Source organism: Pseudoalteromonas sp. L1, from assembly GCF_021728095.1.
Lineage (GTDB): Bacteria > Pseudomonadota > Gammaproteobacteria > Enterobacterales > Alteromonadaceae > Pseudoalteromonas.
Genome location: NZ_JAKKCT010000006.1, coordinates 35,238 through 58,866, shown reverse-complemented (window position 1 = coordinate 58,866; position 23,629 = coordinate 35,238). Strand labels below are relative to the sequence as shown.

Genomic DNA, 23,629 nt, shown 5'->3' with positions numbered 1-23,629 from the left:
AAATGAAATTGGAAAAAACAGTCATTCTTTGTTCGTTAATGATGGCAAGCGTCAGCATGCTAGGTTGTACTGGGCAAGATAAGGTGACCAACGTGAACGCTGAGCAAGAAATTTGGCCAAACATCGAAACAGGTATTGCTGCAAACCCAGAAATGGAAGCAAAAATTGCAAACATGCTGGCAAATATGACTCTTGAGCAAAAAATTGCGCAAATGATTCAGCCAGAAATTCGCGATATTACCGTTGAAGATATGCGTAAATACGGCTTTGGCTCTTACCTCAATGGCGGTGGTGCATTCCCAAATAATGATAAACATGCCAGTGCCGCAGACTGGATTGATCTTGCTGAAAAAATGTATCAAGCCTCAATTGATGACTCGCTTGATGGCAGCTCAATTCCGACAATGTGGGGTACTGATGCCGTGCATGGTCACAATAATGTTATTGGTGCGACATTATTTCCACATAACATTGGTTTAGGTGCAACAAACAACCCAGAGTTAATAGAAAAAATTGCAGCTGCTACCGCGCAAGAAGTGATGGTAACCGGCATCGACTGGGTGTTCGCACCAACAGTCGCAGTTGTTCGTGATGACCGTTGGGGTCGTACTTATGAAGGCTATTCTGAAGACCCTGAAATTGTGAAAGCATACTCGGCAGCCATTGTTAAAGGGTTGCAAGGTGCGGTTGATGAAGACTTTTTATCTGATAAGCGCGTGATCAGTACTGTGAAACACTTTTTAGGTGATGGCGGTACTGAAGGCGGTGATGACCAAGGTAATAACACGGCATCTGAGCAAGAATTATTTGATATTCATGCGCAAGGTTATGTTGGTGGGTTAGGTGCGGGTGCTCAGACCGTAATGGCGTCATTCAACAGCTGGAACGGTGAAAAAATTCACGGCAGCAAATACCTACTTACCGACGTACTTAAAGGCAAAATGGGCTTTGATGGTTTTGTTGTTGGTGACTGGAACGGCCACGGTCAAATTCCAGGGTGTACTAATGGCAACTGTGCGCAAGCAGCAAATGCTGGTCTTGATGTGTACATGGTGCCAACAGATGCATGGAAACCTCTTTACGAAAACCTTATTAAGCAAGTTAAAAGTGGCGAAATTGCTCAAAGCCGCATCGATGATGCAGTAACACGTATCTTACGTGTAAAAATGCGCGCAGGTTTGTTTGATAAGCCAAGCCCCGCTAAGCGTCCGCTTTCAGGTAAAACAGAAATCATTGGTAGTACAGAACATCGCGCAGTTGCAAAACAAGCAGTTCGTGAATCACTGGTACTACTTAAAAATAAGCAACAGTTGTTACCGCTATCAGCAAATTCAAACGTATTAGTTGCCGGTCAGGGCGCTGATAACATCGGTATGCAGTCAGGTGGTTGGACAATCACATGGCAAGGCACAGGTAACGAAAATAGTGACTTCCCGGATGGCTCTTCAATTTTTGATGGCATCAAAAATACAGTTGAGCAAGCCGGTGGTCAGGTTCAATACAATGTGAATGGCGAATTTGAATCTAAGCCAGATGTCGCGATTGTGGTGTTTGGTGAGCAACCATATGCAGAAGGTAATGGTGATTTAGATAACCTTGAATACCAACGCGGTAATAAAACTGATTTAGCCCTGCTTAAAAAGCTAAAAGATGCTGGTATTCCAGTGGTGTCGCTATTTATTAGTGGCCGCCCAATGTGGGTGAATGCTGAGCTGAATGCCAGTGATGCGTTTGTCGCAACTTGGTTACCAGGGAGTGAAGGAGAGGCAATTAGCGATGTTATCTTTAAAAAGCAAGATGGCTCTATCAATCATGACTTTAAAGGTAAGTTATCGTTCTCATGGCCAAATAACCCTGTAGGTAACGAAAACCGTGGTGATAAAGGTTACTCGCCACTGCTGCCTTATGGTTTTGGTTTAACTTACCAAGATAAAAATACATTAGCAGATGACTTAAGCGAAAAATCACAAGTTGCCGCTAAATTAGAAGACTTAGTACTATTTGAGCGTGCCGTAAAAGCACCGTGGTCACTGCAACTACAAAGTGGTTCTGAGCGACAAGCCATGACCAGTAGCCGTGCAGCACTTAATGCGGTTAGCGTAAAAACCTTTGATAAAGACGTACAAGAAGATGCGCGCGCAATCAGCTTTAATGGTAAAGAAGCGGCTGCAGTTCGTTTAATGGCGGCGTTCCCATCGGATTTACGCTCATACGTTGAAAAAGCGGGTCAACTGCAAATGCAAATTAAGATAGACCAAGCTGCTGATGCGCCGCTGATGCTGGGAATGCAATGTGGTGAAAACTGTGACGGCCAATTTGATATTAGCAAACACCTTAAAGCAGCAAATGATTGGCAAACGCTAACCGTAGACTTGAGCTGCTTTGCAGAGCAAGGTGTGCAGCTTGGGCAAGTATTCTCGCCTTGGCAATTAGCCACTGAAGGTGCATGGCAAGTATCAATTGCTAAGCTATCAGTAACGAGCGCGCACACCGAGGATGCAACGCTCTCATGTCAGTAAAATCGTATGCTGTTATTTTGCTAACAGGTGCGCTTAGTGCCTGTCAGCAAACCCCAGCGCCTGTCAAAGCCAGCCTAGGAGAAGGTTGGCAGTTAGTTTGGCAAGACGAATTTTCGCAAAATGATCTCGACCTAACTAAGTGGCAACACGAAGTAAATTGTCGAGGTGGCGGTAATGATGAGCAGCAATGCTATACCGCGCGTAGCGAAAACAGTTTTGTTAAAGATGGCCTATTGCATATTGTTGCTCGCCAAGAGCAATACACTGGGCCATTGCATAATAGCGATGAAGTGAGCAGCGATGCTGAGCGAGAAAAACAAGCGACTCAGCCGTTCACTTCAGCACGTTTACGCACTAAAAACTTAGCTGATTGGCGATACGGCCGGTTTGAAATTCGCGCTAAATTGCCAGCAGGGCAAGGTGCGTGGCCAGCAATTTGGATGTTACCGACTGATTGGCGTTATGGTCGCTGGGCATCATCAGGCGAAATAGACATCATGGAAGCAGTTAATCTAAAGACTCTCACTGATGACAAAACAGCGCCAGCTGGCAGCCTTGAAACGCGCGTACACGGCACCTTGCATTATGGTGGTCCTGCACCTAAAAATGTTTACAGCGGTACGCCGTACCGTTTCAGCGAAGCTAATAACCCAGCTGATAACTTTCATGTGTATGCCCTAGAATGGCAGCAAGATGAAATTCGTTGGTATGTTGATGATGTTCACTATGCGACATTTCGCCACGACCAGTGGTATTCAACATCACAACAACAAGACGGCTCGTTTATAGAAAATACTGGCTTTGCTCCATTTGATCAGCGTTTTCATTTACTTCTTAACTTTGCTGTAGGCGGAAACTGGCCAGCAAATGTGAATGACAAAGGCGTTGATTTTACGGGTTACCCTAAGCAAATGCTGGTGGATTACGTGCGTGTTTTTCAATGTAGTAAAAATAGTGAAACAGGCATTGGCTGCGCAACAACACAACCATCAGCAGTACAAATAAAAGGTAAATAAATTATGAACCAAGAGCCTGCAGATGCTTCGCCGAACTCGTTGCATCCGCTGGCTTTTGGTTCATTCTATCGGTTGAGCTTTTGTAGTAATAGCTGTCTTATTCTTCTGGCCGTAAGTTCGTCGATATCCGCTAATATCCCTTGCGCAGGCTCAGCAACATGGCTTGCTAAATCCACATCATCAGCAAACACATAATGATTAAAAAGTTGCTGCCATTTCTGTTTTTGCTCGTTTGGTAAGTCTTTAATTGCCAGCATACTGTGCAGCATGGCATCAAATGGGTTTGCTAAATACTCTGGGGCTTGTCGCCACCAATAGTTCACCAACACATTAAACGGACTGGTTGCGCTAACCTGATGCCACCAAAGCGCTGGAATATAAATAGCATCGCCAGGTCCAAGGGTGGCCGATTGTGCCTTTGCTACAGCCTCTTTAAAACGTGGAAAGCGGCTGAAATCGGGGTTATTAAAATCAACCAAGCTAACCGCTTGCCCAGCGGGTGTAAATTCGAGTGGACCAATGTAGAGGTTATTGACCTGTTCCGTTGGCAATAGAGTAAACGTACGCTTACCCGCAGCAACACAAGCTAGGTTATCGGCATTGTCATAGTGAGCCGCAATCTGGCTATGATTTCCCACCCAGAGGCTTGTTAGGCAGTTATAATCGGTCACTGTCAATGGGTTTTTAAGGCTAAAGCTAGGAGCGCAATACTCCACAGCTGTAGAGCCCATATACAATGAATCACTGTCGGTTTGTGTGAGTGATAGTGCTAATTTTTTTAGTACAGAAAGTAGGTTATCGGCGTGCTGTGAAAAATTAAGCCCCGAAAAATCGGCGTTATAAAAATAGCGACCTTGATGAATTGCGTCGCTACTAAAGCTGCGTACTGGGGCGTTATTGGCAAGGCCTAAAAGATAGTCTAAGGCGCTTTTAGAGCTTTGCTTAGCTGCAATGACTTGTGGCCAATCAGCGCAGAGATCTCTTATTACCAGTGGCTCAGTTAGCTCAGCTAAAAACGCTTTTAGATCAGCAATGCTTGCAGCCTGGCATTCTTTTATTGGCGCAGCCGCAAACATTACTGCCTAGCCCATTTTTTATTAAGCAAATGAGGAATTTGCTCCATTGATGCCAGCACCATATAAATAGCCTGCAAGTCTCCTTGCTGTTGTAACTGCTTGAGTTGTTCAGCGGTTAAGTTATTTAGTGCCTGCTGGTTAATGGTATAGAAGCCAGTTACAGTGACTTTTTCACCATTTTTTTGAGCATATTCAATGCTAAACGTTTCGAGTAATTCAACGCTTAGCAAACGTTCAAAAAACTGATTAATTGTTTGGTGTTCTTGATGTAACGCGTTAAGTACCTGAGCTATATGATTTAAGTATTCGCTATTTCCACCATGTTCAAGGAAAATGGCTTCACCATCGCGTGTGCTTATACGTGGGCTGTCTAAATCAATATGTACCACTAGTGATTGCTCAGGAATGCCATTGTTATACTGGGTTTGTTGACCAATTAAAAATGGCTGGCGCTGCATACTCAGTGGTAAGTAACTCAGTTGTAATTCGCCTTGTTCGTTTAGCAACAAGTTTTCGCCATTTTCAAAACCAAATAAAGCCAAGGCTTCAAATTGGCCTGTTTGAGGGTGCTTACGAAATACGATGGGTTGATTTGCTTGAACTTTAGCAAACTCGCTTGGGAATACGGTAGCGCAGCTAATATTATCGCCCCAGTTAGCACCGCGTGTGGTGATCACTTTTAGGTCTTTATGGCTGATGTTATCAAGTAAGACATGATTGGCCATTGGGCCTCCTAATGCTGAGATTAAATAGGTTGTATGCCAAATTGCTGAATATGATTTAACAGCTCGCGGTTCGTTGGTAGTTGTTGTAATCCGCGCTTGGCTTGTTGTTGGTTAGCACTAAAGTGTTCAACAATCGCTGAAGGCATTGTTAGAGCTGGAAATTGCGGTAGTTGTTTCATGCCATAAAGTACATACTGGTAACTAGCCGCAGAGAAAACCTCTTGAGCGCGGTCAAAGTCGTTTAGCCAGGGACTTTGATATTGCCACAGTGCTAAATTTTCTTGTAGCTGCTGAGGAATTGAGTTTGCCTCTTTATGGGCTTGCCAATAGGGGCTAGTGCGCTTTGACAACACATAATGCAGCTTTAAAAATTCAATGATACGTTGCCAGCGATAATGGCCCTGCTCATCAAAACGCTTTGCCAGTGTCGGCATTGCAGCACGATGTGTTGGGAAATTAGCAAGTAAGTTATTCAAGCCAAGCTCCACCATGACTAACGCTGAGGCTTCAAGTGGCTCAATAAAGCCAGCAGACATACCAATAGCTAAACAGTTTTTATACCAAAAACGGCGTCTAAAGCCTGGGGTAAAACTGATCTCACGAAAGGTTAGTTCATTTTGGTTTGTATCGGGTTGGGTTTTTGCAATGTACTGACTAAGCGCTTGTTTCGCATCTTCGCTGCTGGCAAAACGACTTGAGTACACCATACCTAGACCACGGCGGCTTTGTAAGCCGATATCCCAAATCCAACCAGCATCTTGCGCAGTGGCTTTGGTATAAGACAGGATCTCTTGCTGCGGATTTAAATAAGGCACCTGTACGGCCACAGCTCGATCGTTAAATAGTACATCTTGTTGCTCGATTAGCTCGATACCGTAATGTTGGTGTAGCAGCTTTGCGTGGGTGCCTGAGCAATCAATAAATAAATCACCTGCAATAGTGCCATGATCGCGGGTTTGCAATGAACTAATATAGCCATCTTCATCGCTATTGATGCGTTCAACATGGCTGATGATGTGCTCAACGTTTAGTTTTGTGGTGCAGTGCTGTTGTAGCAGCGTGGCAAACTTACCGGCATCTAAGTGATAGCCATAGTTTGCTTCACCTTGATAGGCGCTATGTAAGTGGTTTTTTGGTGCTTTATGGTGATCGCATAAGTAGGTTTGGCTTGCCACCGCGTGGCTGAAACTCACCGCATCTCTATTAGCAAACCAGTAAGGTGCAATATTTAATTGCTGATACGCCACAGGTAAGCTGAACGGGTGGTAATAATGTGCGTCGCCTTTATCGTCGCACCAGCCATCAAAGCGTGAACCTTGTTTAAAAGACGCATCACAACGTTGAATAAATTCACTTTCGCTAATGCCGATGGTTTTTAAGGTTTGTCGCATGGTTGGCCAAGTACCTTCACCAACACCAATGGTGGCAATATCGGGCGACTCAATCAGGGTGATCTGTGCGTTGTGAGTTAAATGGGGCTGGGCTGCAATTAACCCTGCAGATAACCAGCCTGCAGTACCACCACCTAAAATGACGACTCTTTTTACTTCTTTGTGTTGCATGTTCAAGGCTACCTCAAGTGCTATATAGACAAACTAGCATAATTGTGAAAAAAAAAGCCGCTGTTGAGCGGCTTTTTTGACAACAAAATGCTAGAACGAGTAGCGGAAGCCGATGTTGTAGCGCGCACCGTATTGGTTTGCACGTAACAGCTGCTCAGAGTAACGAACGTAGGTACGCTGCGTTTCATCTGTTAGGTTTAGACCTTCAACAAACACCGTTAGATTCTCGTTTACTGCATAGTTCACGTTGATATCCCACTGACCATAAGACTCAGTGAAGATTGGTGAAGCATGTTGGTCAAAGCCGGTTAAGAATTCATCACGCCAGTTATAAGAAATACGAGCTGATAAACCGTCTAAATCATAAATAGCAGAGAAGTTAGCTGAATCACTTAAGCCAGGCAGAGCAAATTGATAGCCAATAGCATCTCGGTCTGCTTCAACATCACCGAATACGAAAGTTGCGTTGGCGGCAATACCAAAGCCCGAATCACCAAACATATGTTGTGCTGCCAGCTCCCAACCCCAAAGGTTACCTGTTTCCACATTGGTGTCGCGAGAAACATCAAAGATTGTGAGTGGATCAGTGCCAATGCCTGTAATACCTGTTCCTTGCTCAGTTCCTTGATTTTCATTGATTTTATCGTGAATAGCTTGGTCAGAAGGTGTTACTCCTTCTGCAGCTAAGTCTTCACGGGCTTGATCAGCACGCTCGCCAAGGAATGGGTCACGAATATCTCCCATGGTCTCTTGGGTTGTAATGTTAACAATGAAATTCTCAACTTGTTTACGATAGTAACCTGCAGATAGGTAGCTGCCTTCGCCATAATAATATTCAAGTGATAAATCTATGTTGTCAGCTACGAATGGTTTCAAGTCAGGGTTACCCACAGCCACTTTACGTTGACCTACTTTTGGGTTACCTAAAAATGAGGTTGTTGAACGCAGTGAATCAACCGGAGGGCGGGCGAGTGTTCGGCTATACGAAAAGCGCGCCATTACATCTTCTGTCACTTCAACATTAATATCTAAGTTTGGTAAAAATTCACTGGTGCTGCCTTCACCACTTGCGAAAGCCTGCTCACCAAAGTTATATGACCACTCATTACCATTAACCCAGGTAATACCTGTTGCAGGTTTTTCTAGGCTTTGCGAGCTAACATCTGTTTTTTCATAGCGTAAACCGACCGCCATGGTGACATACATATTGTTAAACTCAGTTTCAAAGTTTGCTTGAGTGTAGAATGATAAGGTTTTTTCGCTTACTCGATGATCATTATCAATCGGCCCTGCTTGTACCATTCCATTTAATTCAGCAGGCCAGCTACATGCGCCAATGCCTCCATCTGGATGGTCACAGTCAATGCTTTGGGCAATGGCAACGATTTCATCAAAATCAGCATCGTAGTAGTAGTTTAATAGCTTATCGTTACCGCCGCCTGAGAAGCCGTCTAATAAACCTGAACTATCAACACGAGTAAACATGTCATCATTGTACCAATCAGCTGAGTTTAACCACCAACCAGCAGCAAGTTGCTCTGAATAAGCTTGTGTGGTTCTAAAGTCAATTTTGGTATGTGAAACACCAAAATTGATACTTGTAAGGGCGCTATTATTTTCGTTTAACCAAGTCCCTTTTAACTGGTACTGATCAAGATCATTTGTGTTCGTATCTTTATTAACCCCAGCAAATAGCGTTCCCATATCACTAGGTAGAAGCTCTGCTTGGCCATTGGTTAATGTCATATCAATTAGTGGAATTTCGCCTTGGCTAAAATCAGCCATTTTTTCATCGATATTAACAGTTGGGTTTTCACACCACGAGCATGAGGTATTACCAATGATCATAAAGGCATCATGACCTAAACCAACCCCCGCTGTTTCTGCCGATGAGTTATGGGCATCAAACTCAATATTTAAAGTGTCGGTTACTTGCCAATCAATATTTAAACCAAGAGATTTATTTTCGTTGGTTGTTGCACCACGGTTTAGGTTTGTTGAGTAATCTCCGCCGAACTCGCTAACCTTAGTATACGTCCCATTTTCGTTAATCGTTGCAGAACTAACATTACCACCGTTGTTAAACCATACACCAAAACTACGGCCGTCTTTTTCAAATTCTAGTTTTGAATAAGTGTAATCAAGGGTTGTCGTTACGCGATCACTCGGCGCGTATTGCAGTACAAGTTGGCCATTGGTACGTTTACGCGAGTTATCAGAGAAAGCGTAGCCCGCATTTTGTGGGTACCAAGTTGTACCGTCTGCACGTTGATTGTTGTCTGTTACATTTAAGTTTGGCGAGGTAGAGAGATCGACATTTGGGATCCAGTTATCAACCGCCATTGATTGCTCGCGGTTATCGCGTTCTTGCACTGAACCTGAGATTAAAATACCGAATTTGTCATCATTAAACGTATTACTGTAGATACCTGATAATTCTGGTGTTACATCATCACCAGTTTCATTCGATGTATCGTGAACGGCTTTTGCACCGATAGAAGCATGTAAACCAGGATTTGAAAGTGGCTTTGCAGTCGTGATATTAACTGTTGCGCCAATGCCGCCGCTAGGGATGTCGGCACGCGCCGTTTTATATACTTCAACACCGCTTACACTTTCTGTTGCGATGTCACCAAAATCGAATGAACGTCCGCCCGTTGTTGGCATTTGACGATTGTTTAGGGTCACTAGGTTAAATTCAGGACCAAAACCACGCACGGTAATTTTGCTTCCTTCACCGTTACTTCGGTCGATAGAGACACCGGTGATACGTTGCAGTGACTCGGCTAGGTTCGTGTCGGGGAACTTACCAATGTCTTCTGAAGTGATTGCATCAACAACACCTGCAGATTGACGTTTAATGTCCATTGATTTTACAAGGCTACCGCGGATCCCCGATACTTGTATAACTTCAATATCACTTGCTTTGTCGGATTGTTCTTCGGCGACAGCTGAGTGAGGAACTAGCGCGCTTAAACCCATTGCCACAGACAGGCTAATGGCAAGCTGCTTTCTCTTGAATTGTGTGTGGTTCATGCAAATCTCCAGATTTGGTTTTATTTTTGTGTTTGTTGTCTAATGTAAGCGCTTACATTTTATTGCAAAAAAAATCGCCGAACCCGATTTTTATAAATGTAACCGCTTACAATAAGTTATTAGAAAGTAAAACAATCGTCAATAAAAATAACTTTTATGAACGCAATTAATATGTATGTTCATGTTATTATAGATATTATTTTAGCTATAATTTTATTGTTGTAGTATGAAATGTATCTATTTTTAGCAATAATTGAAAAGGTTGCTCACCGAAAAGCACAATCTAGGAGACCATCATGCGAGCAGTTAAATTTGTAAATGAGTTAGTCACACCAAGTAAAGTGGTTTGTGTTGGTCGAAATTATGCAGCTCATATCGCAGAACTTAATAATGAAACGCCAACCAGTATGGTGTTATTTATAAAACCCAATAGTGCTTTGTCAGATATGCTTTGTGCTACTCACGGTGCTGAACAGTTACACTACGAGACTGAGTTGTGCTTTTTAGTTAAAGATAAACAGCTTGCGGGTGTAGGGCTTGGGCTTGACCTAACAAAGCGCTGTTTACAATCAAATTTAAAAGATAAGGGGTTACCTTGGGAGCGCGCTAAGGCATTTAATGGTGCCGCTCTTTTTAGTGACTTCGTACCATGTAATGATACCAAGCATTATCAGTTTAGTTTACTGATAGATGGTAAGCCTGCTCAGCATGGTGACACACAATTAATGCTTCATAATGCCGAGAAAATCTTATCTGAAATCAGTGAATTTATGGATCTCGAAGACGGCGATATCATTATGACTGGTACACCTGAAGGAGTAGGGGAGGTTGAATCAGGTTCAACTTTTCAAGTGCTGCTTATGGATGAACAGACTGAGGTGTTGTCTCACCAGTGGCAGGCTGTTTGATTGGGTTTAGTATCAAGCGCTCATACTGTGACGAAAAATCTGCAAAGTTTTGCTCTAACCATACTCGTTGACTCTGTTGGTAGCGCTCACTGGGTAATACTTTTGTTTTTAATGCGTGATTGATTTCAGCGAGTACTTTTTCGGCGTAATTATTTGGAGCACTTGTTGAACAGCCAATCGCGCCAAGCATCATACTTTGCTTTGGGTTACCAATGCTTAGCTTTTCTATGTGTTGCTGATTTTTTTGATTGTAATAATCAGCAACAAACGGGTAATCAATTGTGTAATCAATATAACCATGCTGAAGTTGCGTAAGAATCGCGTAACTCGGATGACTACCAGTGCTACTAAGCGCTGCGCTTTCGTATAACTTGGTATTTTTAGCTATTTTTTCAAATTTGCTCCCGAATTTACGCGCGTCGTTTTGACCAAATATAAATCCAGAGTCAGTCAGTAATGAAATCAAAGAAACAGGGTTACCATGAGCTTGGGTTATTTTTTTTGCTTGCTCATGGGTACTAAGTACTGTGAAAGGAGGGTAAACCGTGGTTGGGATTGAATAAGTCGCACGCTTAGTTTTCTGCTCCCGATGAATCATGCAGGAGTAACACGCCATATGACCTTCATCGAGGTACTTTCCTGCTCTTTTTTGCGGTAGTAATACTTTACTGTGACTAATGTTAGGCAGCGCTTCAATAAGCATATCTGTAATTTCATTACACAAACCACCCTGTTGGTTTTTGTCGTTTTTCTCTAGATAAAACGGCTTGCTGTCATTTTCGAGCCAAGTAATTGATAATGTTTCTGAGGCATGAGCTAACGGCGCTAAAAACAAGCTTAAAACAGTATAAAATTTTAACTTCATATGCTTACTCATTGAGAACCCACTCATAATTACTTATGTTAACTATACACTAAAGTATTGAAAATATAATGGGTTGTTAAATAAATTACTGAATAAGTATTGCTTTTGGGTGTTAATACTTATTCAGTCAGAAGTTTTAAAGCTCAGAAAGGTTGCGGGTATTGTTTGAATACATCGTTAATATCGGTAAGAGCTTGTTCTGATAGCTCAATTGAAAAAGCTGCTATGTTGTCTTGCAATTGGGCCATAGAGGTTGCCCCAATAATGGTCGAACTAACACCATCAACTTGGTTACACCACGCAAGAGCAAGTTGTGCTGGCGTTATATTGTAAGTTTTTGCAATATCGACATAATTTGCAATCGCTTGCTGTGATTGCGCTGTGTCTCTAAATAGTCCATTACGCTGTACCAAAGTCCAGCGACTCCCTTCTGGGCGATTACCATTTAAATATTTACCGCTCAGCATGCCGCCACCAAGAGCTGACCAAGGCAGATAAGCGACACCTTCGTGAATACATTGCTCTATTAAATAAGGCCAATCTTTGGCATGCAGTAGGCTAAACTCATTTTGAATAGAAACCATGCGCGGAAGGTTATGCTGCTCACTTAAACGCAGGTATTGGCTAATGCCCCAAGGCGTATCGTCTGATAAACCACAGTGTTTAATTTTACCAGCCTTTACACAGTCATTCAGACCTTCAAGAATATCGAGCATACCTGCTATATTTTGCTCGGTGTCGGCATCTGAAAAGCGGACTATACCAGGCCACTGCTTGCCAAAATGTGGCGAAGTACGATTTGGCCAGTGAAGTTGGTATAAATCGATAACATCAGTTTGTAAGCGTTTCAGTGACGCATCAACAGCGTCAATCACAGCTTGACGACTAATGTCGCCGCCATCACGTACCCAAGATAACCCATTGCCTGCAATTTTCGTTGCGATGACAAGGTTATCGCGCTTGCTTTTGTTACGAGCTAACCAATTTCCAATAATTTCTTCTGTTTTTCCGTATGTGTCAGGTGAAGGAGGAACGGCATACATTTCGGCAGTATCGATAAAGTTAACGCCTTTATCTAACGCGTAAGCAATTTGTTCATCGGCATCAGCTTGGTTATTTTGCATGCCCCATGTCATGCTACCTAGGCAGACACGAGAAACATCAATACCACTTCGGCCAAGTGGACTATAAAGCATATTAGTTCCTTGTTAATCGTGAGAATGGGCTTTGAGTGCAGTTAATAGCTCATCGCTTAACTGGGCTTTTTTACCCGTTTTAAAATTAAACATAACGACTTGTGATGAGCCAATGGTGGTGACAGCGTCTTGGCTTTCACTAAATACAGTGTAATGCATCATAAAACGATCTTGTTCAATGTCACTAATCTTTACGCCAACATGAACTGTATCAGGGAATGTCACAGGGCGTTTATAGCGGGCATTGTTTTCGCTGATCACAGGGCCTATACCTGTTACTTGTAAATCTTTAAGAAAACCTAGTTGGGTAAAAAAATCGATTCGAGCTGTTTCGAAATAACGAAAATAGACCACATTATTGACATGTTGCAGGGCATCCATTTCACCCCAAGCGACATTAATTTTTGTTCTGATAGGATGTTGTTCTATAAACGATTGCATAGTAAATCTTCATTAATTGTGAGAAAACTTAGGTTAGCAATATGCTGCTTTTAGCTCAAGGAAATTAGAAATTCCGGCAAATTGTGCTAACTTTAATGGTTCACGCTTACGTAAAGTGTGGCTCATATAGAATACACAATAAAGGATTTTATTATGCAGCAAATAACAGTGAGGATAATAAAGTGGATAGCCTTGTTCATCGTACTAGCACTTGCTTTACTCTGCTATAGTATGGGCACAATGTCAGGTTTTATCGCTTTAATTGTGATTGGTTTTTTACTTGAAGGCGCATTTTGGTTATTTGGCTATCGATTATTTAACCGTAAAAAACCGTCTGAGCACTCAAGTCAAACCTCATAGCTTGCACAATTAGGCAGATTAAATAATAATAACTGTATAAATAAACAGTTGTTATGTGCCTAATGAAAAAATTCATTCACATTGATATGGATTGCTTTTATGCTGCCGTTGAGATGCGTGATAACCCTGCATTGGCAAGTGTGCCGTTAGCAATTGGCGGTAATAGTCGTCGTGGGGTGCTTTCTACAGCTAACTATATTGCCCGCCAATACGGTGTGCGTTCGGCAATGTCTAACTACCACGCTAAACAATTGTGTCCGGATCTGGTCATTGTGCCTGGGCGAATGCAGGTCTACAAAGACATCTCCACGCAAATACGCGCTATTTTCGCTAAATATACCGACCTAATAGAGCCCTTATCACTTGATGAGGCTTATCTTGATGTAACTAACAGCACCGCCTGTAAAGGCAGTGCTACGCTTATGGCTCAGCAAATCCGTCAAGAAATCTATGATACGACAGGCCTGACTGCATCTGCTGGTGTTGCGCCCGTTAAGTTTATTGCCAAAATTGCCAGCGATGAAAACAAACCTAATGGGCAGTTTGTCGTGTTACCTGAGCAAGTCGATGACTTTTTAGCAAAATTGCCGCTGGGTAAAATTCCTGGTGTAGGTAAGGTGACATTGGAAAAGCTGCAACTTAAAGGACTCTATACAGGAGCTGATGTTCGCGCAAAAGGGGTTAATTGGATGCAGCAGCATGTTGGAAATTTTGGCGTTTCTTTATATCAAAAGTGTGCGGGTGAATACATTGGTAAGGTATCCACAGAGCGGGTACGTAAATCACTGAGTGTTGAGCATACCTATGAATACAACAAAAATAATTTAGACGAGTGTTTAGGCCAGTTACCTTCTTTAATGGATGAATTAACACGCCGCCTTGATAAACAGCAATTACATAACCGAATAAATAAACTATCGGTAAAAGTGAAGTTTGCGAACTTTGTAGTAACCAGTGCCGATCAAAGTCATCATCAATTAGATGAAAGTATATTTTCAGAGTTATTAAGTAAAGCGTATGAACGTGGCAAAGACCAACCAGTGCGTTTATTGGGAATAGGTGTTGGAATAAAGAGTCAAGCTCATGAGCATTTTCAGCTCAGTATATTAGACTAAAGGTTAACACCTTGGTGGTTGAAAGTTTGATAGTGTCTAATGGGGTGCTAAATCTTTCTATACACCTCCTTAAGACAACATTATAACTAAATAAGAGAGATGACTATGCAATCGGTCGTGATCGTGCTGCTCGGAATAATCGGTATGTTGTTCGGATGGTTTTTCTATTCGAAATTCATCGCCGAGAAGATTTTCAAAATGGATGATAATTTTGTCACACCCGCTCATGAACTTGAAGATGGTGTTGACTATGTGCCTACAAACAAGGTTGTGTTGTGGGGCCATCATTTTACTTCAGTGGCAGGTGCTGCGCCGATAGTCGGCCCAGCGATTGCTGTATACTGGGGCTGGGTACCTGCTGTACTTTGGGTTGTATTTGGTACTATTTTCTTCGCTGGTGTGCATGACATGGGCGCTTTGTGGGCCAGTGCCCGCAATAAAGGCAAGTCAATGGGGGCACTGTCTGAGACGGTGATAGGTAAACGTACCCGTGCGTTATTTATGATTGTGGTATTTTTAGTACTGCTAATGGTCAACGCTGTATTTGGCGTGGTTATTGCCAAGTCATTTGTGTCACAACCAAATGCTGTTTTTCCTGCTTGGGCTGCCATTGTTGTTGCTTTAGTTATTGGTCAGTTATTAAGACGTAAAGTGTCTTTAATCCCACTTTGCTTTGTTGGTGTGGGGATACTTTATTACACCATTTATCTAGGAAGCGGAATGCCAATTGCTTTACCTGACGAAATGTTTGGTTTAAGCGCAAATGCGAACTGGATTATTATTTTATTCATTTATGCTGCTATCGCTTCACTTCTACCTGTATGGATGCTGCTGCAACCACGCGACTTTATTAATGGTATGCAACTACTGGTTGGTTTAGTCCTGCTATATGGTGCGGTATTTATTTCTATGCCAGATATCACAGCGCCTGCATTTAATACCCAAACTGCGGTGGATACGCCAAGTATTATTCCGCTGCTATTTGTTACTATTGCCTGTGGTGCGGTGTCTGGTTTCCACGGTATCGTGTCATCAGGCACGAGCTCTAAACAGCTAAATAAAGAAACCGATGGCCGTTTCGTTGGTTATTTAGGTGCCGTGGGCGAAGGCATGCTAGCGTTGATTACCTTAGTTGCGGTAAGTGGTGTTGCGCTTGCTGTTTCGCCTGAAGAGTGGCATGAAATTTACAGTCATTTAGGGGCTGGTAGTGTCAGTGCATTTATTAATGGCGGTGCTAACTTAATTGAAAGTGGCTGGGGCTTATCAAATGAGATAGCTTCAACATTACTTGCCGTGATGGTTGTGTTATTCGCTGGTACAACGATGGATTCGGGTGTGCGTCTACAGCGTTATATTATCCAAGAGTGGGGTGATATTTATAACATCAGTATTATTCGCAATGGTGTGATTGCAACCTTAATTGCCGTACTGTGTTGCTTACTGCTCGCTTTTGGTGCTGGTGGCGCTGATGGCAGTGGCGGTATGATTATTTGGCCTTTATTTGGTTCTACTAACCAGATCCTTGCAAGCTTAACGTTACTGGTTATTTCTGTGATGTTAATTAAAGCGAACCGCCCTGCAAAATATACACTGATCCCGATGAGCTTTGTGCTAGTGATGGCGTTTTTCGCTGGCGTAATAAAACTGGGTGAATACTATCAGCAAGGTAACTGGCTGTTAGTTACCCTTGATGTTTTAGTGCTAGTAATTAGCGTTTTGGTGATGTTAGAAGCGTGGTCTGTGATCGTTAAGCATCGTAACGATAATAAGCAAGTTACAGAGCAGTAAACTTAGCTTGCCAGCCATAAAGCAGCTTAATTTGCTTGGCTGGCAATAGCTGACCAAATCAATGATAATACGGTCCTATGTTTCTAACAGCAGGACCTTTTTTATGGCATACCCTCATGCAATGTCAGCACCTCAGATTGCTGATGCAGATCACGATGCATTAATTATTATCAGTGATGACTTTTCTTCTTTAGCTGATCAAAACTTAAGCCAAGCAATTACTACACATCAAGCTGTTGATGCACGTATTGGTAAGCAAGTAACGTTACTTGTGATTGATTCTAAACGTGTAATTTTAGCACCAACAGGTCCACTTAATCGCGACTATGACGATGTACGTCGTTATTTTGATGCTGCAAAGCAAGGTATATTAGAAGCCAAAGCATCAGGTAGCACTAAACCAGCTTTGTATTTACCACAAGCAAGCCAAGATGGGCGTTATCAACATGCACTTGAGGTGGCTTTTTTAGGTGCATGTCAGGCATTGTGGCAACCGCTTGAAGCGCGAGAATTTCATGGGCAATCCATTGAGCCTATCAGTCAAATTAGCCTTATTGGCGCAAATGAGCAAACAACGAAAGCTGTGAATGCGATTGCTGCGGGTCAATATGCTGCGCGTGATTTATGTGGTACTGAGCCTGAGCGCATGGCACCACCACGTTTTGCAGATTACTGCGTTGAGTTATTTGCAGGCAGCAAGGTGTCTGTTGAGGTGATTTCAGATATCAACACTATCGACAAAGATTACCCAATGATGAGCACGGTAGCACGTGCTTCTTACGCTGTTGAGCGCCATCACCCACGCGTTGTGAAACTAGAATATGCACCTGAAGGCGACGTTGAGCGTACCTTGATGTTTGTTGGTAAGGGTTTAGTTTACGATACCGGTGGTGCAGACCTTAAAGTGGGTGGCTTTATGGCAGGTATGAGCCGCGATAAGGGCGGTGCAGCTTCGGTTGCTGGCTTTATGAAATCAGTCGCTGACTTTGCTCCAAAAGGCGTAAAAGTGATTGCTTACCTCGCTGTGGTTCGTAATTCGATCGGTTCTGATTGTTTTGTTCCAGACGAAATTATTACGAGTCGTGAAGGTGTTCGTGTTCGAATCGGTAACACAGATGCTGAAGGTCGTTTAGCAATGGGTGACTTACTAAGCGAAATGAAAGACCGTGCGTTAAACGAAGTAAACCCAGAGTTATTCACCGTGGCGACTTTAACAGGCCATGCAGCACGAGCAATGGGGCCTTACAGTGCTTATGTTGAAAATGGCCCTGCACGCCAAGCTAATATTTCACGTAAGCTTGCTGATTTAGGTGACTTATGGGCCGATGGTGCAGAAGTATCTCGCAGCCGCCGTGAAGATTATGACTTCATTCGCCCTCGCACGTTAGCTGACGATGTACTTTCAAGTAATAACGCTGCGTCAGCTGTAACTGCTCGTGGTCATCAGTTCCCAATGGCATTCTTAGCGATTGTTGGTGGCTTAGATAAACATGGCACTGAATCAGCGCAACCATTACCTTATGTGCATATGGATATCGCAGGTAGCGGCGTAGAAGGTGGCGATTGGCAGCATGGTAAGCCAACAGCTGCAACAGTTAGCAGCTTATTTGCACGTTATTGTTTGTAAGTTATTAGATTAAGAAAAAACCCGCGTCATGCGGGTTTTTTGTCGTTAGTCGAGCTTAAAGCGGTTTACAACATCGCTTAATGCTTGGGAGCTTTGCTTTAAGTTTTCACTGTCATTTGATAACCCTTGAGTATTTGATAGGGATTGCTCTGTTGACTGTGAAAGTTCATTTATTCGTAAATTTACCTCATCTGCTGCGCTTGTTTGTTGCTCTGTGGCGCGTGCTATTTGGCTGTTCATGTCTTTAATTACACTCACTAAACGCTCAATTTCTGTTAGCGATGTGTTCGCTTCACCAGCTTGTAGCACGGTATCGCTCGAAAGCTGCTGACTTGCTGAAACTGCATCAACAGCGGCTTGGGCACCGGTTTGTAATTTACTGATCATGGCTTGAATCTCATCAGTGCTCTTGCCTGTGCGGCTGGCAAGGGTACGCACTTCATCAGCGACAACAGCAAAGCCGCGGCCTTGTTCACCAGCACGAGCTGCTTCTATAGCTGCGTTCAACGCCAGTAGGTTGGTTTGCTCGGCGATACTGCGAATCACATCAAGTACAGAGCCTATATTGTTACTTTCGGCAGCAAGGTCTGCGGTCGCTTGACTGACTTGCTCAATATTATGTGACAATGTCTCTATCGCCGTGATGGTTTTATTCAGTACTTGCTTGCCATTTTCAGCGTTGTGGGATGCTTCATTGGCTGCATGCTCGGCTTGTTCGGCATTTTGACTGACATCGTGGATTTGATGCGTCATTTGCTCCATTGCTGTAGCCACTTGAGTTGAACTGTCATTTTGAAGCTCTATAAATGACAGGTTGGTCTTACTGGCATCATCGACATTGTGAGCGTATTGGTTCACTTGCTGGGCATTATGTGCAACATGCTTGAGCGATTCACGCATTTTAGCTGTGTAAAGATTAAAGTAGCGCGATAACCGTGATACTTCATCATTACCATTTTCATCAAGTTGCTGAGTTAAGTCACCTTCTCCTTGAGAGATGTCTTTCATCATGTCTGCAGCGAGCTGCGTTGGCCGTAAAATGCTATTTGCAATGAGGTAACTGAGCGCCGTTAACAAGGCGATAATGATCACGGCAGTGATAATGACGTGGTTTCGTAGTGAAGCGAATGCTTCTTCAATGGTATCGATATAGACACCCGAGCCAACAATCCATTGCCACTTAGCAAACCCTTTAACATAGGCAATTTTATCGACGGGTTGATCTTTCCCAGGCTTTGGCCACTTGTAAGGGATAAATCCTTCACCTTGCTTTTTGACAATATTGACCATATCGACAAATAACAGTACGCCATCAGGATCTTTACTGCCTGCAAGCGATTTACCATTTAGTTCTGGTTTAAATGGATGCATCACCATAACTGGTTGGTAGTCATTGATCCAAAAATAATTGTTGTTGTCGTAACGTAGTGCAGAAATAGTTTGCAAAGCAGCTTGTTTTGCTTGTTCTTCGCTGAGCTTGCCTTCTGTAAAAAGTGCATAGTTATGTTCAATAATACTATGAGCTGATTCAACTAGGTTTTGGGTTTTGATGTATTGTTCTTGTTCTAAAGATTCATATTGTTGCGTTAAGCTTGATATGCTTAAAAAGATAAGACCAATCACTACTACGCTCACCAGCATGGCAAGACGTTGTAAAATAGTAAAGCGGCGTAAATAATTCATGTATGTTCCTTCGTCATGCTCATAGGAGCAATGTATTAAGCGTAGCTAAAATAGGTCGAAAATCTAGTTAACTAGTAGAATATATTGAGACAAAAAAAAGGCTGATTTTACAATCAGCCTTTAGTCTAAGTTATCGAAATTAAACCAAATTACTCAACGTTAAAGTGTCGGTTGAAGAAACTTGTGATGGTTTGGTGTAAGTGCGTTTGCACGCTCTTGCCACGTAAACTGTGTTTTGAGCCAGGGTAAGTCATCATTTCGAACTGCTTTTCTTGATCTTGCAGTTGTTTGAACAACTTAGTGGCGTGAGTGAATAATACGTTATCATCAGCCATACCGTGATAAATCATCAACGGGCCTTTTAAGCCTTCAGCATAGGGGAATACGGCACTTGCTTCGTAACCTTTCGCGTTAGTTGCAGGGTGACCGACATAACGTTCAGTGTAGTGCGTATCGTAAAGTGCCCAATCAGTTACTGGCGCACCAGAAACACCGGCTTTAAAGTAGTCGCCCGCTTTAAACATGGTCATAAGTGCCATGTAACCGCCGTAGCTGTGGCCATAAATACCAATACGCTCAGGGTCAACGTAATCAAGGGTACGTAAGAACTCGACACCTTTAATTTGATCAGCAACTTCAGCCACACCTAAGTGCTTATAAATCACATCTTCAAACTTTTTACCACGGTTGTATGAGCCACGGTTATCAAGTTGGAAAATAACATAGCCTTGTTGCGCCATGTACTGGAAGTATAAGTTTTTGCTGCGCCAGCTGTTCGTTACGCGCTGAGCATGAGGGCCGCCATACACGTTAACTATAACCGGGTGCTTTTTACCGTCTTGGTAATTAGTTGGCTTGAATAAACGGTAATGCATGATTTGCCCGTCTTCAGCCGTTAACGTGCCGTATTCTGGGGTGATTAAATCAGCTAGGTAAGGCGTTAATGGGTGTGACTTATCTAACTTGTTTTCTTCAAGCCAAGTGATGAAATCACCATTGATTTTACGTAATGCTGCAGAGCCTGGCTTATTCACTGATGAGCTGTTATCGATAAAAGTTTTGTTATCTTTAGCAATCACCACATTATGGTAAGCACCTAGCTCAGTTACGCGCTTAATTTCGCCTTTTTTGAATAGCGGTACGCTGTAAAGGTGGCTCTCAAGTGCTGTGTCTTTACGACCTGCAAAATAAACGATGCCTTTTTTCTCATCAATCCCTTTTAAGCTGTCAACAACCCATTCACCTTGGGTGATTTGGCGGATCATTTCACCATTTGTGCGGTATAAATATAGGTGTTTAAAACCATCGCGTTCAGATGCCCAAACAAAATGCTTTTTATCATTTAAGAACTCAAGATCAAAGTGTAGGTTTATCCAAGTTTTGCTGGTTTCTGTTAATGCGACTTTTTGTTTTTTACTATCGCTATTATAAAAACGCAGCTCTAAATTGTGTTGTGAACGGTCTTGCCACTGATATGACAAGGTTTTGTTATCTTTTAACCACTTAGCTCGAGCGATGTAGATGTCTTTATCTTCACCTAAGTCAATCCAATCAGTTTTTTGATTGTTGATATTTACTACGCCAAGTTTTATTTCAACATTATCAGTGCCAGTGAACGGATAGCGTTGATTAAAAAGCTTTACTTCATCTGCGTAAATTTCGTTACGAATAGCTTCTTTTACAGGGCTTTCATCAACACGGGTATAGGCAATTTTTGCTTCATCACCTGACCACCAGTAGCCCGTCATACGGCCCATTTCTTCTTGCGCAACAAATTCAGCCATGCCGTTTTTAATTACGCCACCGCCATCGTTACTTAATTGGATTTCTTTACCCGTTTTTAAATTAAGCGCGTAAAGATTTTGCTCACGGATAAAGGATACATAATGGCCTTTTGGTGAGAAACGTGCATCGGTTTCAAATGCGTCAGTGTCCGTTAACTTGCGGCTTTTAGCTGAGGCAAGTTCGTAGTAGTAAAGATCACCATTAAGTGGAAAAAGGAGTGCCTTTCCATCTTTTGACCATTTGTATTCTAAAATGCCTTTACCAAAAATACGCTGACGTTCACGACGTGCTTTTTCTTCATCAGATAAATTTTCTGGGCCTGAAAATAATGCTGCGGAGTCAACCAGTAGACGATTTTTGTTATCTTTTAGATTGTATTCCCATAAATCGTAGCGGTTATAGTCATCTGTTTTACCTTGTAGGTAAGTAACTCGACTTCCATCAGGTGAAAACTTTAATTGTACAGGCGCTTTACCAGCTAGGCTTGGATCATCAAAAATACGTTCTAGGGTGAGTTGTTCTGCGTTTACACTAAATACCGTTGCAACCATTGGCAGGGCAAGTGAGAGATATTTAATTTTTTTTAGCACAAGGGTACCTTTGCTCGAATAAAAACTGCCACGATGTTAATGGTAAGCTTAGGCAACTGCAACTAAATGCTATAAAGTAGCAGGGGTACAACTTAGATTTAAGGATTTTTTGATGGAAAATACCCACACGCCGTTTTCTCTGGCCAAAGAATTACAGCGCGACTGTATCGAACTTGCTGATTGGCCACTGTGTAAAGTATTGCTGATGAATGACAGCCAATATCCGTGGTTTATTTTAGTGCCAAGAGAGGCGGGTGTTAAAGAGATCATTGACCTGTCTGAACAGCAACAAATTATGTTACTTCAAGAATCTGCTAAGTTAAGTAAGCTGCTTCAACAGGTATTTAGCCCTGATAAGCTGAATGTTGCTGCACTGGGTAATATGGTACCGCAATTACATATTCATCATATTGCGCGTTTTAAAAGCGATGCCGCATGGCCCGCACCTGTATGGGGAAAGTTACCTGCTATACCTTATAGCGATAAGCAAATCTCAGCACTTAAAGCGCATTTTTAATATTCGTGCTAGAGTAAAATTTATTTTTCAGAATACTAAAAGGAGGGAGCAAAAAGTGAAAAGATTAATGCTTTCAGTACTTTTTATTTTTAGCTCCTTTTCATGTTTTGCTAAAAGCTATTACTTTGTAGGGAGCCATTTCCCCGCAATTTTGGAGCCTAACCCCCAAGGTGATGCTACCGGACTCGGTGCTGATATTGTTCATGAAATATGTCGGCGTTTAGGGCATAGCGTGATTATCGATGTGATGCCATTGAAGCGAGCGTTGAAAATGGTTGAGCAGGGGAAGGCTGATGCGATTATTGGGCCCTACAAGTCGCTGCTGCGCGAACAATATATCCTGTACAGTGAACTGCCTTTCTATGAAGATCCTATTGTATTTTATACTAAACCGAGTAACTCAGTTACTTGGCTTGGCAACTTCGCTAGTTTAAAAAAAGACGTAATAGGTGTAATTCGAGGTTGGGATTACGGTCAAGAGTTTAAGCGTTATGAATCGAGTTTGTCACTCTCTGAGGTGGCGAGTGTGCAAGCAAGCTTTTTACAGTTAATGTACGATAGAGTTGATTTGCTTCTGGCTCATCCGCGTGCGGCAAAGCCTGTAATCGAAAGATTAGGGATTGCTGAAGACGTTATTATGCTTTCGCCCTTGCTAACTGTTAATCAAGGCTATTTTGGTTTTTCTAAACAACGAGAGTTAGGTCGTTTTATTGATGAGTTTAACCGAGAGTTTCATAACATGTTGATAAGTGGCGATATCGTAAAGTTAAACAACAAGTATGGACTCAGTTTTGTTGCTCATTAATAAGCTTTAAATAAT

Annotated in this window: 18 protein-coding genes; 9 read left to right on the top strand and 9 right to left on the bottom strand. The window is 42.5% G+C overall.

The window, feature by feature from the left end:
- Positions 1-2 precede the first annotated feature (2 nt).
- Together L3V38_RS17040 and L3V38_RS17035 are read left to right on the top strand one after the other, a co-directional pair.
- A complete protein-coding gene (locus L3V38_RS17040; protein WP_237120112.1) occupies positions 3-2,519 on the top strand; it encodes a glycoside hydrolase family 3 N-terminal domain-containing protein in 2,517 nt (838 codons plus the stop codon).
- A complete protein-coding gene (locus L3V38_RS17035) occupies positions 2,510-3,535 on the top strand; it encodes a glycoside hydrolase family 16 protein (protein WP_237120111.1) in 1,026 nt (341 codons plus the stop codon). Before L3V38_RS17040 ends, L3V38_RS17035 begins: the two co-directional genes overlap by 10 nt.
- A 65-nt stretch (positions 3,536-3,600) precedes the next feature.
- Here the strand turns inward: L3V38_RS17035 and L3V38_RS17030 are convergent, their stop codons facing one another.
- The 4 genes from L3V38_RS17030 to L3V38_RS17015 all read right to left on the bottom strand — a co-directional run bounded on the left by L3V38_RS17030 (position 3,601) and on the right by L3V38_RS17015 (position 9,934).
- Positions 3,601-4,611 (bottom strand): cupin-like domain-containing protein, encoded by a 1,011-nt coding sequence (locus L3V38_RS17030; protein ID WP_237120110.1) that lies wholly within the window; start codon positions 4,609-4,611, stop codon positions 3,601-3,603.
- Entirely contained in the window at positions 4,611-5,336 is a 726-nt protein-coding gene (locus L3V38_RS17025) for a SapC family protein (protein WP_237120109.1), read from the bottom strand. The genes L3V38_RS17030 and L3V38_RS17025 overlap by 1 nt, the downstream gene beginning before the upstream one ends.
- Positions 5,337-5,356: 20 nt before the next feature.
- Positions 5,357-6,898: a tryptophan halogenase family protein gene (locus L3V38_RS17020; protein ID WP_237120108.1), complete on the bottom strand. Its 1,542-nt coding sequence runs from the start codon at positions 6,896-6,898 to the stop codon at positions 5,357-5,359.
- Between the two features lie 90 nt (positions 6,899-6,988).
- The gene (locus L3V38_RS17015) at positions 6,989-9,934 is read right to left on the bottom strand and encodes a TonB-dependent receptor (RefSeq protein WP_237120107.1); all 2,946 of its coding nucleotides are present in this window, start codon (positions 9,932-9,934) and stop codon (positions 6,989-6,991) included.
- A 296-nt stretch (positions 9,935-10,230) separates the two neighbouring features.
- Here L3V38_RS17015 and L3V38_RS17010 point away from each other — a divergent pair, with 296 nt between their 5' ends.
- Positions 10,231-10,842 carry a fumarylacetoacetate hydrolase family protein gene (locus L3V38_RS17010; protein ID WP_237120106.1) on the top strand — a complete coding sequence of 204 codons (612 nt, stop codon included), beginning with the start codon at positions 10,231-10,233 and terminating at the stop codon, positions 10,840-10,842.
- On the opposite strand, the gene L3V38_RS17005 is transcribed toward L3V38_RS17010, so the two are convergent.
- From L3V38_RS17005 to L3V38_RS16995, 3 genes are all read right to left on the bottom strand, one after another.
- Positions 10,793-11,707, bottom strand: a complete 915-nt coding sequence (locus L3V38_RS17005; RefSeq protein WP_237120105.1) for an ABC transporter substrate-binding protein — start codon at positions 11,705-11,707, stop codon at positions 10,793-10,795. The genes L3V38_RS17010 and L3V38_RS17005 overlap by 50 nt on opposite strands.
- Positions 11,708-11,850: 143 nt before the next feature.
- A complete protein-coding gene (locus tag L3V38_RS17000) occupies positions 11,851-12,903 on the bottom strand; it encodes an aldo/keto reductase (RefSeq protein WP_237120104.1) in 1,053 nt (350 codons plus the stop codon).
- A gap of 12 nt (positions 12,904-12,915) precedes the next feature.
- The gene (locus L3V38_RS16995) at positions 12,916-13,344 is read right to left on the bottom strand and encodes a thioesterase family protein (protein ID WP_237120103.1); all 429 of its coding nucleotides are present in this window, start codon (positions 13,342-13,344) and stop codon (positions 12,916-12,918) included.
- Between the two features lie 153 nt (positions 13,345-13,497).
- On the opposite strand from L3V38_RS16995, the gene L3V38_RS16990 reads away from it, so the two are divergent.
- The 4 genes from L3V38_RS16990 (at position 13,498) to L3V38_RS16975 (ending at position 18,234) form a co-directional block, all read left to right on the top strand.
- A complete protein-coding gene (locus L3V38_RS16990; RefSeq protein ID WP_237120102.1) occupies positions 13,498-13,704 on the top strand; it encodes a hypothetical protein in 207 nt (68 codons plus the stop codon).
- 62 nt (positions 13,705-13,766) lie between these two features.
- Positions 13,767-14,819: a DNA polymerase IV gene (gene dinB / locus L3V38_RS16985; protein ID WP_237120101.1), complete on the top strand. Its 1,053-nt coding sequence runs from the start codon at positions 13,767-13,769 to the stop codon at positions 14,817-14,819.
- 105 nt (positions 14,820-14,924) lie between these two features.
- The gene (locus L3V38_RS16980; protein ID WP_062570182.1) at positions 14,925-16,607 is read left to right on the top strand and encodes a carbon starvation protein A; all 1,683 of its coding nucleotides are present in this window, start codon (positions 14,925-14,927) and stop codon (positions 16,605-16,607) included.
- Positions 16,608-16,710: 103 nt separating this feature from the next.
- On the top strand, positions 16,711-18,234 hold the full coding sequence (locus tag L3V38_RS16975) for a leucyl aminopeptidase family protein (protein WP_237120100.1): 1,524 nt from the start codon (positions 16,711-16,713) through the stop codon (positions 18,232-18,234).
- 45 nt (positions 18,235-18,279) lie between these two features.
- Here the strand turns inward: L3V38_RS16975 and L3V38_RS16970 are convergent, their stop codons facing one another.
- The gene (locus L3V38_RS16970) at positions 18,280-19,917 is read right to left on the bottom strand and encodes a methyl-accepting chemotaxis protein (protein WP_130150819.1); all 1,638 of its coding nucleotides are present in this window, start codon (positions 19,915-19,917) and stop codon (positions 18,280-18,282) included.
- Positions 19,918-20,066: 149 nt separating this feature from the next.
- Positions 20,067-22,292, bottom strand: coding sequence for a S9 family peptidase (locus L3V38_RS16965; RefSeq protein WP_237120099.1), 2,226 nt, complete (start codon positions 22,290-22,292; stop codon positions 20,067-20,069).
- 112 nt (positions 22,293-22,404) lie between these two features.
- Between L3V38_RS16965 and L3V38_RS16960 the strand changes: the two genes are divergently transcribed.
- Both L3V38_RS16960 and L3V38_RS16955 read left to right on the top strand, forming a co-directional pair.
- The gene (locus tag L3V38_RS16960; RefSeq protein WP_237120098.1) at positions 22,405-22,809 is read left to right on the top strand and encodes an HIT domain-containing protein; all 405 of its coding nucleotides are present in this window, start codon (positions 22,405-22,407) and stop codon (positions 22,807-22,809) included.
- 55 nt (positions 22,810-22,864) lie between these two features.
- The gene (locus tag L3V38_RS16955) at positions 22,865-23,614 is read left to right on the top strand and encodes a transporter substrate-binding domain-containing protein (RefSeq protein ID WP_237120097.1); all 750 of its coding nucleotides are present in this window, start codon (positions 22,865-22,867) and stop codon (positions 23,612-23,614) included.
- The last annotated feature ends 15 nt before the right edge of the window (positions 23,615-23,629 follow it).

What these genes read in the sequence shown, in the direction of transcription:
- L3V38_RS17025 (WP_237120109.1), bottom strand. Translation starts at nt 5,336, where the DNA reads ATGGCCAATCATGTCTTACTTGATAACATCAGCCATAAAGACCTAAAA.
- L3V38_RS17030 (WP_237120110.1), bottom strand. Translation starts at nt 4,611, where the DNA reads ATGTTTGCGGCTGCGCCAATAAAAGAATGCCAGGCTGCAAGCATTGCT.
- L3V38_RS17010 (WP_237120106.1), top strand. Translation starts at nt 10,231, where the DNA reads ATGCGAGCAGTTAAATTTGTAAATGAGTTAGTCACACCAAGTAAAGTG.
- L3V38_RS17020 (WP_237120108.1), bottom strand. Translation starts at nt 6,898, where the DNA reads ATGCAACACAAAGAAGTAAAAAGAGTCGTCATTTTAGGTGGTGGTACT.
- L3V38_RS17015 (WP_237120107.1), bottom strand. Translation starts at nt 9,934, where the DNA reads ATGAACCACACACAATTCAAGAGAAAGCAGCTTGCCATTAGCCTGTCT.
- L3V38_RS17000 (WP_237120104.1), bottom strand. Translation starts at nt 12,903, where the DNA reads ATGCTTTATAGTCCACTTGGCCGAAGTGGTATTGATGTTTCTCGTGTC.
- L3V38_RS16980 (WP_062570182.1), top strand. Translation starts at nt 14,925, where the DNA reads ATGCAATCGGTCGTGATCGTGCTGCTCGGAATAATCGGTATGTTGTTC.
- L3V38_RS16995 (WP_237120103.1), bottom strand. Translation starts at nt 13,344, where the DNA reads ATGCAATCGTTTATAGAACAACATCCTATCAGAACAAAAATTAATGTC.
- L3V38_RS16975 (WP_237120100.1), top strand. Translation starts at nt 16,711, where the DNA reads ATGGCATACCCTCATGCAATGTCAGCACCTCAGATTGCTGATGCAGAT.
- L3V38_RS17035 (WP_237120111.1), top strand. Translation starts at nt 2,510, where the DNA reads ATGTCAGTAAAATCGTATGCTGTTATTTTGCTAACAGGTGCGCTTAGT.
- L3V38_RS16970 (WP_130150819.1), bottom strand. Translation starts at nt 19,917, where the DNA reads ATGAATTATTTACGCCGCTTTACTATTTTACAACGTCTTGCCATGCTG.
- L3V38_RS16990 (WP_237120102.1), top strand. Translation starts at nt 13,498, where the DNA reads ATGCAGCAAATAACAGTGAGGATAATAAAGTGGATAGCCTTGTTCATC.
- L3V38_RS16960 (WP_237120098.1), top strand. Translation starts at nt 22,405, where the DNA reads ATGGAAAATACCCACACGCCGTTTTCTCTGGCCAAAGAATTACAGCGC.
- dinB (WP_237120101.1), top strand. Translation starts at nt 13,767, where the DNA reads ATGAAAAAATTCATTCACATTGATATGGATTGCTTTTATGCTGCCGTT.
- L3V38_RS17040 (WP_237120112.1), top strand. Translation starts at nt 3, where the DNA reads ATGAAATTGGAAAAAACAGTCATTCTTTGTTCGTTAATGATGGCAAGC.
- L3V38_RS17005 (WP_237120105.1), bottom strand. Translation starts at nt 11,707, where the DNA reads ATGAAGTTAAAATTTTATACTGTTTTAAGCTTGTTTTTAGCGCCGTTA.